Source organism: Mycoplasmopsis bovis PG45 (genome assembly GCF_000183385.1).
In the GTDB taxonomy this organism is placed as follows: Bacteria; Bacillota_I; Bacilli_A; order Mycoplasmatales; family Metamycoplasmataceae; genus Mycoplasmopsis; species Mycoplasmopsis bovis.
This window is the reverse complement of sequence record NC_014760.1, coordinates 898,562-913,564: the sequence shown is the minus strand read 5'-3', so window position 1 is coordinate 913,564 and position 15,003 is coordinate 898,562. Positions and strand designations below refer to the sequence as shown.

At 29.3% G+C, this 15,003-nt stretch carries 16 protein-coding genes; 13 read left to right on the top strand and 3 right to left on the bottom strand.

From position 1 onward, the window contains the following. Nucleotide 1: 1 nt before the first annotated feature. Nucleotides 2-1,498 (bottom strand): 2,3-bisphosphoglycerate-independent phosphoglycerate mutase, encoded by a 1,497-nt coding sequence (gene gpmI / locus MBOVPG45_RS03905; protein ID WP_013456011.1) that lies wholly within the window; start codon nucleotides 1,496-1,498, stop codon nucleotides 2-4. 129 nt (nucleotides 1,499-1,627) lie between these two features. Then, nucleotides 1,628-2,293, bottom strand: a complete 666-nt coding sequence (locus MBOVPG45_RS03900; RefSeq protein ID WP_013456015.1) for an MAG0920 family protein — start codon at nucleotides 2,291-2,293, stop codon at nucleotides 1,628-1,630. A gap of 517 nt (nucleotides 2,294-2,810) precedes the next feature. Between MBOVPG45_RS03900 and MBOVPG45_RS03895 the strand changes: the two genes are divergently transcribed. The 9 genes from MBOVPG45_RS03895 (at nucleotide 2,811) to MBOVPG45_RS03855 (ending at nucleotide 11,826) form a co-directional block, all read left to right on the top strand. Beyond that, entirely contained in the window at nucleotides 2,811-3,839 is a 1,029-nt protein-coding gene (locus MBOVPG45_RS03895) for an IS30-like element ISMbov1 family transposase (protein ID WP_080551575.1), read from the top strand. Between the two features lie 238 nt (nucleotides 3,840-4,077). Further along, nucleotides 4,078-5,928, top strand: coding sequence for a DNA polymerase III subunit gamma/tau (gene dnaX, locus MBOVPG45_RS03890; RefSeq protein ID WP_013456609.1), 1,851 nt, complete (start codon nucleotides 4,078-4,080; stop codon nucleotides 5,926-5,928). Between the two features lie 16 nt (nucleotides 5,929-5,944). After that, nucleotides 5,945-6,235, top strand: coding sequence for a YbaB/EbfC family nucleoid-associated protein (locus tag MBOVPG45_RS03885; RefSeq protein WP_013456226.1), 291 nt, complete (start codon nucleotides 5,945-5,947; stop codon nucleotides 6,233-6,235). Between the two features lie 2 nt (nucleotides 6,236-6,237). Beyond that, the gene (locus MBOVPG45_RS03880) at nucleotides 6,238-6,825 is read left to right on the top strand and encodes a toprim domain-containing protein (protein WP_013456384.1); all 588 of its coding nucleotides are present in this window, start codon (nucleotides 6,238-6,240) and stop codon (nucleotides 6,823-6,825) included. Nucleotides 6,826-6,839: 14 nt separating this feature from the next. Continuing rightward, nucleotides 6,840-7,487, top strand: coding sequence for a dTMP kinase (gene tmk, locus MBOVPG45_RS03875; RefSeq protein WP_013456476.1), 648 nt, complete (start codon nucleotides 6,840-6,842; stop codon nucleotides 7,485-7,487). Next, nucleotides 7,487-8,389, top strand: coding sequence for a DNA polymerase III delta subunit-related protein (locus MBOVPG45_RS03870; protein WP_013456583.1), 903 nt, complete (start codon nucleotides 7,487-7,489; stop codon nucleotides 8,387-8,389). The genes tmk and MBOVPG45_RS03870 overlap by 1 nt, the downstream gene beginning before the upstream one ends. Further along, nucleotides 8,382-9,107, top strand: coding sequence for a 16S rRNA (cytidine(1402)-2'-O)-methyltransferase (gene rsmI / locus MBOVPG45_RS03865; RefSeq protein WP_013455948.1), 726 nt, complete (start codon nucleotides 8,382-8,384; stop codon nucleotides 9,105-9,107). The genes MBOVPG45_RS03870 and rsmI overlap by 8 nt, the downstream gene beginning before the upstream one ends. Nucleotides 9,108-9,243: 136 nt before the next feature. Next, a complete protein-coding gene (locus tag MBOVPG45_RS03860; RefSeq protein WP_013456047.1) occupies nucleotides 9,244-9,906 on the top strand; it encodes a coiled-coil domain-containing protein in 663 nt (220 codons plus the stop codon). Nucleotides 9,907-10,152: 246 nt separating this feature from the next. After that, entirely contained in the window at nucleotides 10,153-11,826 is a 1,674-nt protein-coding gene (locus tag MBOVPG45_RS03855) for an MBL fold metallo-hydrolase RNA specificity domain-containing protein (protein WP_013456320.1), read from the top strand. 49 nt (nucleotides 11,827-11,875) lie between these two features. Here MBOVPG45_RS03855 and MBOVPG45_RS03850 read toward each other — a convergent pair whose 3' ends face one another. Beyond that, nucleotides 11,876-12,487 (bottom strand): DUF402 domain-containing protein, encoded by a 612-nt coding sequence (locus tag MBOVPG45_RS03850; protein WP_013456259.1) that lies wholly within the window; start codon nucleotides 12,485-12,487, stop codon nucleotides 11,876-11,878. Nucleotides 12,488-12,775: 288 nt separating this feature from the next. On the opposite strand from MBOVPG45_RS03850, the gene MBOVPG45_RS03845 reads away from it, so the two are divergent. Genes MBOVPG45_RS03845 through MBOVPG45_RS03830 form a run of 4 tightly spaced genes read left to right on the top strand, consistent with a single transcriptional unit; the run spans nucleotide 12,776 to nucleotide 14,991 of the window. After that, nucleotides 12,776-12,991 carry an MAG6790 family protein gene (locus MBOVPG45_RS03845; protein WP_004024108.1) on the top strand — a complete coding sequence of 72 codons (216 nt, stop codon included), beginning with the start codon at nucleotides 12,776-12,778 and terminating at the stop codon, nucleotides 12,989-12,991. 54 nt (nucleotides 12,992-13,045) lie between these two features. Further along, nucleotides 13,046-13,663 (top strand): tRNA (guanosine(46)-N7)-methyltransferase TrmB, encoded by a 618-nt coding sequence (trmB, locus tag MBOVPG45_RS03840; protein ID WP_013456477.1) that lies wholly within the window; start codon nucleotides 13,046-13,048, stop codon nucleotides 13,661-13,663. A 6-nt stretch (nucleotides 13,664-13,669) separates the two neighbouring features. Next, a complete protein-coding gene (locus tag MBOVPG45_RS03835; protein WP_013455977.1) occupies nucleotides 13,670-14,323 on the top strand; it encodes a chromate transporter in 654 nt (217 codons plus the stop codon). Then, nucleotides 14,323-14,991 carry a chromate transporter gene (locus tag MBOVPG45_RS03830; RefSeq protein ID WP_013456176.1) on the top strand — a complete coding sequence of 223 codons (669 nt, stop codon included), beginning with the start codon at nucleotides 14,323-14,325 and terminating at the stop codon, nucleotides 14,989-14,991. The genes MBOVPG45_RS03835 and MBOVPG45_RS03830 overlap by 1 nt, the downstream gene beginning before the upstream one ends. The last annotated feature ends 12 nt before the right edge of the window (nucleotides 14,992-15,003 follow it).

Below are 15,003 nucleotides of genomic sequence, written 5' to 3'. Positions count from 1 at the left end.
TTTATCTTTCAATTAATGATTCCTCATCCATTTCTTTAGGTTTTGCTACATTAATATAATCTAAAACAGTTGGGGCAATATTAGCTAGTTTTCCATCTCTTAATTTTATACTTTTATCACTGCAAATTAGCATTACTGGGCTTTTTGTATGCTTAGTGGCTGGACTGCCATTTTCATCTTCGGTTATTTCAGCATTGCCATGATCTGCTGTAATGAAAACTGTGATGTTATTTTCGTTTGCAAAGTCAATTACTCTCTTAATTTGTGTATCTAGAAAAGAAACTGCTTTGATAGTCGCTTCTAGATTGCCGGTGTGTCCGACCATATCAGGGTTAGCATAGTTCATTATTGTTACATCATAATTTAAACAATTAGCTAAAAGTTCGTCTGTTATTTCCTTAGCAGACATTTGTGGAGCATCAGCATAGCTTTCTACTTTTAATGATGGTACCATTATGCGTTTTGAATTTTTAAATACAACGTCTACACCACCATCCATAAAATAGGTAACATGAGCATATTTTTGCGTTTCAGCAAGTCTTAATTGAGATAAGCCTGCCAATTCTAAAACCTTTCCAATAGGCATTTTAACTTCCATTTCATGGATTGCAACTAATGTATTAATTCCTTCATATTTCATTGTCGAAGCAAACTTTGATATATGAACCGGGTGTTTTGGTTTAGCATCATATAAATTTGAACCAATAAATAAATGTGTAAGTTGTCTTGCTCTGTCAGGTCTAAAGTTAAAAAATATTATTGAGTCATTATCTTTAACAAATTCAGCATCAGTGTTGCAGGCTGGAATAAAGAATTCATCACTTATTCCTTCTTCATATTGGCTTTTGACATAGTCAATTGCATTAGAAAATGTATTTTTAGCTTTGCCTATCATTGCATCATAATGTACTTGCACTCTGTCAAACATCTTGTCACGATCCATTCCATAAAATCTTCCGCCAATTGTAGCTATTTTATAGCCATATTTGTCGCACTGGTTCTGTAATTTTTCTAATGATGGAAGTATAGATCTTGGAGCCACATCTCTTCCATCTCCTATAGGGTGGACTGAAACTTTTTTAAGACCATATGCATAAGCCATTTCAATCAACTTAAATAAATGATCTTCCAATGAATGCACTCCACCAGGGCTTAATAAACCCATTAAGTGAAGTGTAGTATTTTTTTCTTTTACGTCTTTAAACACTTCGAGAAAGATAGAATTTTTTTCGAATTCACCATCTCTTAGTGCTTTGTTTATTAAACTTAAGCCAGTATAAACAATTGTTCCTGCACCTATATTTAGGTGTCCAACTTCAGAATTTCCCATTTGACCAACAGGGAGACCAACATATTCACCACTAGCCTGGATTATGCTATTTGGATATTCTTTAAAAAGCATATCAAAAGTTGGTGTGTTAGCCAATTTAAAGCCATTTCCTTGTGTCTGTTCTCTAAGTCCTAAGCCGTCAATAACTATTAAAATAGTCTTTTTCATTTTCTTATCTCCATATAAATGCCACAATAAATGTAACAGCTAATTAAATTTTATTATAAATAGGGTAATAAAAAAGGCTATGAAGCCCTAAGCAATATATTTATGACTATATTTACACAGAAGCAACCATTAATCATTTTCAATATACCTATGGTAAAGATCATAAAACATATTAATATTCGCTATTTTGTTGTTAACTTTTAGCGAGTCATAATCTTGAACTAGCCAATAATAAATGTACTTGTTCAGGTTTTTGTCTCTTATTTGGTCAAGAGTATTACTAAACGATATTTTAGAATATTGAAAAGTATATTTAGAGTGCACAACATCTACTTGCTCACATATGACGCTTGGGTCAAAAAGCTGTGTTAATTCAATTCATTCTGAACTTTGCGAATTGAGTTTTTTTCAGTTTATAAATTTAACTAATAGCACTATAAGGTAAGCAAAAAAGATTAAATCTAAAATTCCAAATATCGCTATAAAAAGAATAGCAACTTTAAATAAATCATCAGTTTTATTTTCATTATGCTTGGTTAAAAGCACCGAAATTATTATTAATGAAACATTAACAAGTAGAGCCAATGTGCCTATAATTAAGTCTATTCTTAGAATTGATTTTGCTTCATCAAAAAAGATATTATCTATTCTAATTTTGTGTTTTAATAAGTATTTTTTTGCAAGTGTAATTTTAGTATGAAAATGCTTTGCTTTTGATGAGATTAGTAGAACTAAAATGGTTGCATGTAGAGAGAAAAGAATAGCAAGTATAATAAATAATTCTTTGAATTCCATTAATAAACCTTTCTTAAGATACAAGTTACTTATAAAACTGTTTTATAGTATTTAAAGTTAAATATGTGCTTAAATTTATTTGCGACCTATGTAAAATAATTTAAGCTATAAATATTATTAGAATTATACTTGTTTATAACTCTTATGATAGACATATGAAAATGATCATAAAAGGCAAGTCAATTATTCATTAACAAAGCAAAAAGCACCACAAGTTAACTTGCGGCGCTTTTTGTTGCCTTTTGTTAAAATTTGAGTATCTAAATTAAAAAAAAGAAAGGCTTTTACATTATATATGATTAGCAATGACAAAAATACTAGTTATTCAACTGACCTATGCTTGCTTAAAAAGAAATTAAATGTGCACGGCAAGTACAAGTTTAATTATGTACATTATGTAATTGATGAAACGAATTGAGATGAAATATTGACCAAGTCAAATCACAAAACCAATAAAAATAACATTAGCCCGTTGAGACTTAAAGAAATTCTTGAAAGGCTAATTGCAGGCTATGATATGAAAACTGTTTCTAATATTGTGGGGTTTAAATCAAGATTAATTTATAACTTATTTGACAGAATTACAATTGAAACAAAGCGTGGCTATGCTAAATACCAAAAGAAATGTAAATTGTGTGGTATGGACTTAAAAGGCAAAACAATATATGTAATTAGTGCTCTCAAATTTTTGAATTTAATTGAAACAAGACATGATTCAAAAAGATTAGAAAACAATTCTAAATTGCTTATGAAATACATTGACATTTTTAAGTTTTACAAACAGTTACTGTATTTTTATTTGAAGAATAGAAATAGTTTTAACTTAGATAGTAAAGCTGTTAAACAGTCTGTGGCAAGCATTATTTTTAAATACATAAGAGAACTAGAGGCACAGGGAAAACTTCAAAATTCATATATTCCATCAGTTCAAAACTTTTACCGTATATTGGCTAAACATAGTGCTTTTGGTCTAAAATTAGACATTCTTCCATATAAATCAAACGGCAAATATGGAAGCAGAACAACAGTAAAGCATGAGACAAAGAAAAAGACAATAGGCAAACTTATTACTGAACGTCCAGAATCAGTTAATTTAAGACTAAATGACAATGATTATGAAATGGACACTGTAATTGGTTTGAGATCAGACAATTATTGCATTCTTACATTAATCAACAGAAAATCTAGAATGTTTTATTGCACGCTCTCTAGAAGAAATGCAAAAGCAATAAAAGAAAATTTAGAGAAGTTGATTAAGGACAATAATCTTGTTATTGACACATTAACTATTGATAATGGAAGTGAAAATTACAAACTTCCAGAGATAGAATCAATCAAAGAAATTTTCCATTGTCATCCTTATTCATCATCAGAAAAAGGTAGCATTGAAAATGCTCACAGGCTTTTAAGAAGATACATTCCAAAGGGAAAATCTATAGATAAATATGTTGGTCAAGATCTAAAACCAATAGCCGATTTTATAAATTCACATCCAAGAATTTATAAAGGTGTCTCAGGCTTTAAATGCGCTAAGCAAATGCAATAAAAATTATCATCAACACAAAATTTTGCACTTTTGAGTACTCAAAAGTATCTTTTCTTTATTCTTTTTTTATTCTTTTAGCCATTCTCTTGTCAGAACCACCAAAAATTGGTATTATTTTTCCAATACTCAAATTAGGTGCTTTTTAATTTAAGAATTTATAAAAGGCAAGTCAATATACAATTTAAAGGGTTTAATATATTATAATATTAAAAATATAGCTTCTCTTTGGGGTAAATGTATGTCTTATAAAGCATTGTATAGAAAATATAGACCTAAATGTTTTGATGATGTAAAAGGCCAAGATTACATTATACAAACGCTTAAAAACATTATCAGAAATAGAAAAGTAAGCCATGCATATTTATTTTGTGGACCTAGAGGCGTCGGCAAGACTTCGGTTGCTAGAATTTTTGCAAATTTAATAAACTGCTACCATAACAATGATGACTATACTAAGTTATGCCCACTTTGTGCTGAAAATGAGAACAAAACAATAGATATTATTGAGATGGATGCTGCATCTAATAACGGTGTGGATTCTATTAGAGAATTAAGAGATAAAATTCAACATTTACCTTCTGCAGGTAATTATAAAATCTACATCATTGATGAAGTACATATGCTTTCTAAAGGTGCTTTTAATGCATTGCTAAAAACATTGGAAGAGCCACCAGCACATGCTATTTTTATTTTTGCCACAACCGACCCACAAAAGATACCATTAACAATTTTATCTAGAGTGCAAAGATTTAACTTTAGAAGGATGAATAACGATACACTTGTAAGCCAGATTAAAAACATATTGGAGCAAGAAGGCATAAGATATGATGAAGAGTCTTTGCCTTATATTGCAAGGCTTGCGGCAGGGAGTATGCGTGATGCTTTGTCAATTATTGACCAGGCAAATGCTTATGGTAATGGCCATATAAGGTTCAGTGATGTTATGTATTCATTTGGAATAACTAGCAATGACAATTTGATAAAGATCATAAACAGTTTATATGACGGTAATTCTGCTGAGGCTTTAAGTGTATTCAATGATTTAAAAAGCGGCGGAATTGATCCTAAACAATTTGTAGAGAGCTTGTTGTTAATTTTTAAAGACTACATTATTTATGAAAAAACATATAAAGAATCGCTCTTTGAAATATTAACTTTAGATCAGTTAAATGCACTTAAATTTGATTTAGGCTATGCAATTAATTCGTCTGAATTACTTTATAAATTAGTCAAGGAAATGTTTTATGCTAATGGAAATTTATTTCAGTTAATCGAACTATATTTGGTCAAAATGGCTAGAGAAGCAGGAATAAAAGAAGCTAAAAAGGAAGTGGAAGTTATGCCGATTGATAAAAGTGATAAAAATACTAAAAGTGAAAGCATAAGTCAAATTCTAAGTCAAACACAGGAAATTGTGCTTGAATCAAATGCTGATTCATCCATAAATGAGATTCTTTCTAGCGACATACTCACAAATGATCAGATTGATTCTGATAGCAGTTTTTCTGAAGATGATCCGATAATCAATACAAGTGAAATTGACTTAACTCAATTTGATGATGACGAAGCAATACCCACAATTAAACTATTTCCAAAATATGATAAAAGCTTTGTGGACGCTAAAGAATTTAGTCCAAAATTTAGCACGAATGAATTAAAAAGCGCTTTAATATTGTCTGATCAAAATCATCTTAAAAGAGCCACTATGACATTAAATTATTTAGTAAATTTATCAGATAGCAAAGATTACAAAGAATTAATTGATGTTTTAAAAAATATGAATATTAAAGCAGCTGGTGATAATTATATTGTTCTAACTTCTGCAAATTTAGGAGCATTGAATTATCTTCAATCAATTAGCTATAAACAAAATTTTCAAGAGTTTATCAAAGATAATTTTGGGTCGCATAAACATATGATTTTTTATGAAAAAAATAAGTTTAAAGAAATTGCACTCGAAGTTGTTGAAATTCTTAAAAGTAACAATACTGAAGAAATTAAAAAAGCTAAATCATTTAGTGAAGTTCAAGTTGAAAAAGAACATAGCAGTAACAAACAACTATTCGATTTATTAAGTTCTATAAAATAGGAAAGAAGGTCAAATTATGGATCAAAATATGTTAAGAAAAATGCAAAAATTACAAAAGGAATTAGAACTAAAAAATGAAGAGTTCATGGAGCAAGAGTTTAAGGCTTCAAAGCATGGGGTTACAATTGTTGCCAAAGGAAGTAAAAAAATTGTCTCGATTATGATTGAAGATTCAAATTTATTAGATCCTGAAGATCCAGAAATCATTGAAGATGTTATTCTCTTGCTTTTAAATGAATTATTTGAAGAAATTGATGAAAAACAACAAGCACTTATGCCTAATATGCCATCTGGTTTTGGTTTTTAATTATGGAAATTAAAACTATTAATGAGTTAACCAAAAAATTAATATCCATTCCAACAATAACAAAGAAGCAGGCCGAAAAACTTTCAGACTATATTCTCAAAGCATCAAAAGAAGAAATAAGTAGTACTTTAGAGTTTATATTAGAAGCTAAAGACAAAATTGGATTTTGTGAAAAATGCAATTTTATAGTCGAAAACGGGAAATGTGTAAACTGTGACAGATTTAATTTGTGAAACACCTTGATTATTGTTGAAAGCGTCGCCAGTGTCAAAAAAATATTTGATACAGACTTTTATAATGGTTATTTTTATGTGCTTCCTTACTTATTGTCAGTTGTTCCAAAAGATGCCAAAATTGACTTTAATTATGAGCACTTGGTTAAGTTCATCAAACTGAAAAGAATAAATGAAGTAATAATTGTTCTAAGTCCAACAATTGAGGGGCAAATGACAACAGCACAATTAATGCAAATTTGCAGAGAGATCGATGTAAAAGCAACTAGAGCTGCTGTTGGATTACCTTTAAATTCTAATATTGAATATATTGACGAATTCACTATTAAACAAGCCATAGAAAACAGAACAAAATAATTTTTAGGAGCAGTATGTTTATAACTTTTGAAGGTTTAGATGGCAGTGGCAAAACTACTATCGTACAAAAATTAGTTGATAAGTTGTTAGAGCAAAAACCAAACCTTAGTTTTATAGTAACTAGAGAACCTGGTGGAAAAAATGTTCGTGAATCAGAAAAAATTAGAGAACTGATTTTGGATAAAGAGTCACATTTGTCGCCAATTGCTGAAGCACTTTTATACACTGCCAGCAGAAGAATTCATATTGAAAAAGTTATATTGCCTGCTCTAAAAGAGAATAAGTTAGTGCTCTGCGATAGATACATAGACAGTTTTTATGCCTACCAAGGCATAGTCAGAGGGCTTGGGCTATCTTTTGCAAAACAATTAACTGAAATGGTTATTGAAAATACTGTTCCTGATATAACAATTTATATAGACATTACAGCTGAGCAAAGCGAATATCGCAGAAATGTATCGAGACTTATTAGTGATAGACTAGATTCTGAGAGTTTAGAATTCCACAGAAAAGTTTTTGATGCTTATAGAGAAGTAATTAGCTTAAATCCTGAGCGTTTTGTTGTTATTAATGGGTTGCAAAGCATACCTGAAATTTTAGATGAAGTAATCACTAAATTATTCCAAAATGAGAAGTTTAAAGATTGATGAAGGAATAATTAATGGTTAGCGAAAATTTAAAAAAAATTTTAGATAACTCGGTAAATAACAATAGATTAAGTCATTGTTATTTATTTAGTTCCAGTTCTAGTATTGATATTGATGAATCGCTTATTTACTTCATCAACAAAATAAACAAAAGCGAGATAAATTCACTAGATGAGCAGAATTTGCCTGCGAATGTTATGTTTTTTAGTGATGATTTATCCAAAGCAAAAATTCTATCAGTAATGGAAAATAGCACGCTCGCTTCATTTGTCCAAGATACCTATAAAATAATCATATTAAAAGAAATTGATAAGGCTTCTAACGCAAGTTTAAATGCTTTATTGAAAAGCATTGAAGAGCCTAGTGATGATACAATTTTCTTACTAACTACGAAGAATCTTAGCGCAGTTTTACAAACTATACTTTCTAGATCAGTTGTTATTAACCTTAAGCCGCCTAGCAGTTTAGAGATTGAATCTGAACTATTATCGAAAGGATTTGAAAAAGAGCAAGCTTGATTTTATAGTCATATATTTACTGATATTTCACAAGTTGAAAAGTATATTAGCAACAATTCGTATGATTTGGTCTTAAGCTTATTAGAAGCCATTAATAACAGCTTCAAAGAGAGATATTTTTTGTATGTGTTTTTAACAAGGTTTAGTAAGAAAGATAAAAAAGACACAATGACATTTATAGTTCTTTGTCTTAAGTTTATATTTTCTTGAATTTGGAGTCAATTTAGTTTTAAAAATCCATTAATGAAAAAGGTAGCTAGCAAACTTAAGACGGCAAAAATTGACTTTTTTGCCTTGTTTACAGGTTTAGATGAGTTTATCAATTGTTTAGATTCTAATGAAAATTATTTTCTACAAACTGAGAGAATGCTTACAAAAATTATGGGAGCTTATGAGTAAAATTTATATAGTTGGAACACCCATTGGGAACCTCAAAGACATAACCTATAGAGCTATTGAAACGCTAAGGAAAGTTGACTGAATTGCATGTGAAGATACCAGAGTAACTTCCAAACTTTTATCAGCTTATGATATAAAGAAACCACTAGTTATCCATAATAAAAACAATGAAAAAAGTTCAGCTAAGTCCATAATTAATAAGTTGATAAGCAACAATCAGAGTATTGCTCTTGTTTCTGATGCTGGGATGCCATTAGTAAATGATCCGGGATTTGAAATTGTCAAGCTAGCTAATGCAAACAATATAGATATTGAAATTATTCCAGGAGTAAGCGCTTCTATTACAGCATTTGCACTTAGCGGGCTTTCAAGCACATTTTTATATATGGGATTTCCTAAAGAAAAAGAAGGTCAAAGACTTAAGCAAATTGAATCCTTCGGAACCGAGCATGCATATGTTTTTTATGTGGGAAACAGCAAAATTGAAAAATTTTTAAGTGAGATTTATAAAGTTTGAAATAACGATGCAACAGTATTTTTGGCTAGAGAAATGACAAAAATTCATGAGCAGTTTTATTCTGGAAATGCAAATGATGTTCTGGAAGAGTTAAAAAATAGTTCAGCCAAAGGCGAATTTACAATTGTTATTAAGATAGAAGAAACTAAAAGAGAAAAAGTAAACAAGTATGCTGCATTTTCTAAAGTAAAATATTCTTAAACAGCTAATAATAAACGCCAATTTTTATATGTGTTAATGTTTGCATATTGGCACATTTTTTTTATTTATAAATTTTACCAATATTCCCTATCTGTAATATGATAGAAAACATTGAACATTTGGTGGAGAAATATTTATGAAAAGAATTAGTAACAGAATTTTAACATTTGGAACAATAACTGCTTTTGCTGTTTCGCCTGTGTTTGTTGCTGCTGCTATGACAAAAGGTAAAAAGCCAGAAAGTGAACAACTAAAGGCACTTCGTTTTGAAAAGCATGAGTTGGTAAAACCAATTGATAAAAAAGTTAACGAAGATAATGTATTGAAAAATCAAACTAAAGAGTTAGAAAAAAAAATAGAAGCTATGCAAAATGAATCTGGCCCTAAGATTAAAAAGATTGAAGAGCAAATAGAAGCAACAAAAAAAGAGATTTCTAAACTTAACAGTGAGGCCACATCATTAGAAAAAGAATTAGATGCTGCTAAAAAAATGCTTGACCTATATGAAGGAATGCGTAATTTTGTAGATAAAAAGTTGGAATTAGATAGCGAAACAATTGAATTTAACAAGGAAGATGAAGACGACGTAGAAAAAATCTATGAAAAATATGAAGCAGCTAAAAGCAAATATGACGAATTAAAAGAAAAAGTGAATAAGATTAAAAGCACTAAAGATCAGAAACAAGAAGAAATTAAATCACTTGAGAAGGACAAACAAGATATTTTGGATAAGATAGAGTCTCTTAAAAGTGAAATGAACGAAATAAAGAAGAAATTTCAAAGTACGCAAAAGAAATAAACGATTCAAAAGCTGTATTAAACTCAATAGATTCAGATATTAATAATGAGAAAAATAAATTAAAAATATAGAGCAAGGACAAAAACCACTTGCTCTTTTATTTTTTATAAATATTTTATTAATTATCAAAGTTAAAATTTGCCTAAAATTATAAAACTTACTAATTCTTATGTATGGTAAAATTGTAAATAATATTATGTTTTTTATTCAATTTAATAATTTATTTTTTTACTTTTGGAGGTTTTGATGAACCATATTAATATATTTGCACTTGGCGGACTTGATGAAAATGGAAAAAATTGCTATGTTTTTGAAACCTTTGATGACAAAGGGGAAAACAAGAAAATTTATGTAATTAATTCAGGAGCTAAGATTCCTATTAATTCAAACAATAAAATTGACACTTTAATTCCTAATTTTAACTATTTAATAAAAAATAAAGATGCCATCCAAGGAGTTTTTGTTACAGACGTTAAAAATGATTCATTTAGTGCACTTCCATGGTTGTTAATGAAAATGCCTACAGTTCCTGTTTTTACATCTAAATTTAATAAAGTTTTAATTATGGAGAGGCTTTCAAAATATAAATTAGACTTAAAGAAAGTTAAAATAAACATTTTAGACAGACCGACAAAAATAGGTGATATTTTTGTAAATCCTATCGAATTAGCAGGTTCAATGCCAGGTCATATAGGGCTTGATTTTATAACTCCTAGTGGTGATTATTTATTTATGTTTAACTTTGTTGAAGCTAATTTAGGTATATATGGAAGCTTGGATTTTGATGAAATGCCTAGAAAGTTCTTTGCCAAAAGAAAAATTAAAGCATTAATTGTTGACTCAGGTAATTCAAATCAAAATTGTAGAGCGGCCGATAAAATTATTTTGCCAAGAAGTGTTAGAGAAGCATTTTTTAGCGCAAAGCCTAATGAAAGAATCATTGTTGGTGCTTATGACGAAGAAATGTATTCAATAAGCCAAATTTTAGACTTTGCTTATGAAGCTAAAAGGCCAGTGATTGCTTACGGTAAAACTTATGGACAAGTGCTAAGTTTGATAAAGTCAGTTGTTCCTGATTTAAAGTTGCCGAAAATTTTAGATTATAAGTATGCAAACAAGGTAAAAAATGCTGTTATATTAGTAACTGGAACTGTTGAAAGATTGCACTCTAGATTTGCAAGAATTACAGACAATAATGATGTTTATTTAAAGCTTCAAGAAAGTGATACAGTAATAATGATTGCTCCTGCAATTAATGGGCTAGAGTCATTAGAAGCTGTTGTTTTGGATGATATAGCTAGAGTTAGCCCAAAAGTTATGGAGTTAAATAACTTTGAATTCTTCCACCATCATCCAGCTAGAGAGGATTTAGCTAAGTTAATAAATATTTTGAAGCCTGAATATGTAGTTCCAGCACAAGGGCTATATAGATACTTGCAAGATGCACAAAGATATATAGTTAAAAATGTAGGATTCAATCCTAAGAATGTTTTATTATTGCAAAATGGTCAGATTGCTCACTTTGATAATGGAAAACTTGGCTCATATAAGAGAAAAATAAAAGAAGTTGGCGATGTTATTGTTGATGGTTTTGGTGTTGGTGACATAAATACAGAAGTCTTAAATGAACGGGAAGTCTTAGGACGTGAGGGAGTTGTATTAGTAGCTGTTAGATATAATCCAATTAAGAAAAAGCTTATTGGTAAAATCCAAATTAACACAGTTGGTGTTATAAGCAAGGATGAAAAGTCTGAAGCAAATGATTTAGTTAAGTCAACACTTTTGAATGTAATTGAAAGCAAGAAATTTGAAAGCTTGAGAGAATTTCAAAATGTTTGCAGGCAAGCTATTAGGAAGAAAATATTTAAAATATACAGCAAAGAACCTATTGTTGTGGTTTCAGTTGTAGCAGCACAATAATTTTACAAAAAGCCTATAAAATAGTAAAAAAAGTGAACAGTTCACTTTTTTATTTATTCTTTTTTTTGTATTTTGAGGCTCTGAATTTCTTTGCAATTGAACAATCTTTTTTACCTAAGTCAATGTAATAATTTATTATTTCTTCATTAAAGAAGTAGCCTTGTCTTTCATAATGTTGCATAACTTCTTGAGTTCCTTCTCAAACTAACTGTTTTAGTTTGTCAGGGTAATTATAAATTTTTGAGTTTTCTTTAAACTCTTCACTGTCAACAATGGAAACAGTGTTTGATGGGTATGCTTTTATATCTAGATCTAAGTCTATAAATTTGATTGTATTGTCTTCATAAATTGGATATGAGGCAACATTAATATATGAATAATTTTGCTTTTTGCTTGGTTTTAAAAGAATAAGAGCATTATACATTGAATGTTTTGGAAGAAACCATAATACATAGTCTCTATAAACTCAATTATGATTATTTTGCTCGCTAACTCTTGTTTTATACATTAATAGAACATAGTGTTTACTAGTGTTTCTAAGCACTTTAACACCATTTCATTGTCTATATAATGTGCCATCATATTTATAGGCTTGCACATCTATAATAGATCCTTCAACAGGGAACGAAATTCTCTTGCCACTATTCTGATCGGCAAACATAGCTCCCCCTCGCTACGAGAATTTATTGTAATTTTTAATATTTTGTAATCATTTATTTATACAGATTTATCTATTAGAAATTTAATATTTTAAGTTATTGAAAAATTTACTGTATTTTGTAGATACATTATTATTATATTGTAAAAGACTTAAAATTTAAGAAAGGCAATAAAAGACAATTGGATAATGTATAAAAGCAAACATAAACCATATTAATGTTTTGTTGATAATAATATGCCTTTGTTATAATTAATTAGGTAGATAAAGACTTATCTACTAAGGAGATTTATGTACAAGTATAAAGCTAAATTAATTGTCAACCAAGAAATAATTGCAACTGCAAATAGCTTGGAAGATATTGAAGCTGCTGTTCTAGGATACCGTCGTAAACAAAAAGTTGGCGACCATACTAGCGGTAATGAAAAAGTAGAGATAATTCATGTTGAAAGAGATTCTCTAAAAGGAAAACATAAATCTAAGGAAGTTGTATTAAAAGTTATTTAATATTAATTCAAGCAGTGGAATAATTTCCACTGCTTTTTGATAGAATTTATATAAATGAGATTGCGTTATGATAAAAATGCCGAGAGCAAGTTAGAATTGTCTAATTATCTTATAAAACAGAGTAATTCAAAAATTTTGCTTGATGATAAAACAGTGTTAGAAATTGGTATGGGTAAGGGTGAGATGATTGTTGAATTAGCAAAGGCTCATCCTGATTTAAAGTTTATTGGTCTAGAAAAATATGCAACTGTTGCTGCTAAATGTATTTCTAAGGCCAATGAATACAAACTTTCTAATTTCAAAATATTAATTGATGATGCAAATAAAATGGATGAGCTTTTTGAAGGAGAGTGCAAAGTTATTTGATTAACATTTAGCGATCCTTGGCCTAAGGCTAGACATGAAAAAAGACGACTTACACATCCTACATTTTTAGAAAAATACAAAAAAATTCTTGCTAAAGACGGTATTTTAAAATTTAAAAGTGATAATGACAATCTTTATGAATTTTCACTTATGTCCCTGCAAAACAGTCACTGAAGTATTATAGACTTTGGCACAGATTTACATAAAACTACACATAATTATGACAATTACCAAACTGGTTATGAAAAGAAGTGATCAGCTAAAGGTAAAAATATTAATTTTATATTTGCGCAAAAAGGTGAGTAATAACTAATGCACAAAGAAGAAATGTCACAAAGAGTTAAGCCATCATTTTGAAGAGTTCTTTGATTCATTATTTTTACATCGTTCATAGGCTTTGGTGGTGGAAATGCTTTATTGCCAATTTTTAAAAGATATTCAGTTGATAAATATCGCTGACTAAGTGAAAAAGAGTTTGAAGAAAATGTTATATTAACTAATATGCTCCCTGGTGCATCTGTTATTGAAGCATTGAGTTATATTGCTTTTAAGACACTTGGATTTTGAAAGGCAATGATTGTTATAGTATTTGGTGTATTGCCACATGTAATTTTCGGATTTTTAATTTTTTACTTTACTAAATACATTCCTCTAAAGTATCTTTTTGTAATAGAAGTTGCAGTTTTATCAACAATCATAGGCTCTTTAATAGTATTCATTTATAACTATGTTAAAAAGGGATTAAAAGCCATAAAGCAGTGACTATGGTTTGTATTGTTTTTAATAACCTTTGTTTATGCTCTTTTTGTTCCGGCTCCATATAATATGCCAGTTATTATCATGGTAACTATTATGTTGATTTTTACAATAGTTTACTTTTCGCGCAAAAAAGTAATCAGAAACAAAAAGAATAATAAAGCTGATTTGATTGATACACATAAAAATCACAAGGAAGGTGGTAGATAATGACCTTTTTAATGATTTTGACCACCATTGTGTTTATTATATTTATCAGCTTATCTGTATTTGGTGGCGGACAGATTTTTATGCCAATATTTAGCTGACTTTGGGAATTTTTGAACAGCCATTTTGGCACAAATATTGACAGCCAAACAATATCTAATTTATTTACAATCAGTAATGCTACACCTGGTGTTTTTTCAACTAAATTAGCTTTTGCTTCTGGTTATTTAGTAGCAAATGGTCATTGATGAGGATTTATATTTACATTTTTCACTTATCTAACATTTGTTTTGGTTCCATTTTTAGCAATGTACTTTTCAATGAAACTAATGACTAGCAAGAACAAGTCTCCATTTTTGCAAGGATTAGTAAAAATTATGAACCCAATAATTGTAGGCATTATTGGTGCCTTAATTATTCAACTTTTAATAGGAATAGCATTTCCACAAGTTATTTTTAATAAGTCGATTAGCGAGTATGCAAAAGTAAATAATATGAAGATAAAGGCTCAATATTTTGAAAAAATAGGTATGCCAATATTGTTTATTTATGTCTTATTTACAGTCATATTCTCATCAATTATGTATAAAAAGAAATTCCCAGTTGTATTGCTTATATTAATTAATGTTGTGTGCTCTTTCTTAGTATTTTGTCCTTGATTAGTTAATTAAAATATTTAACTA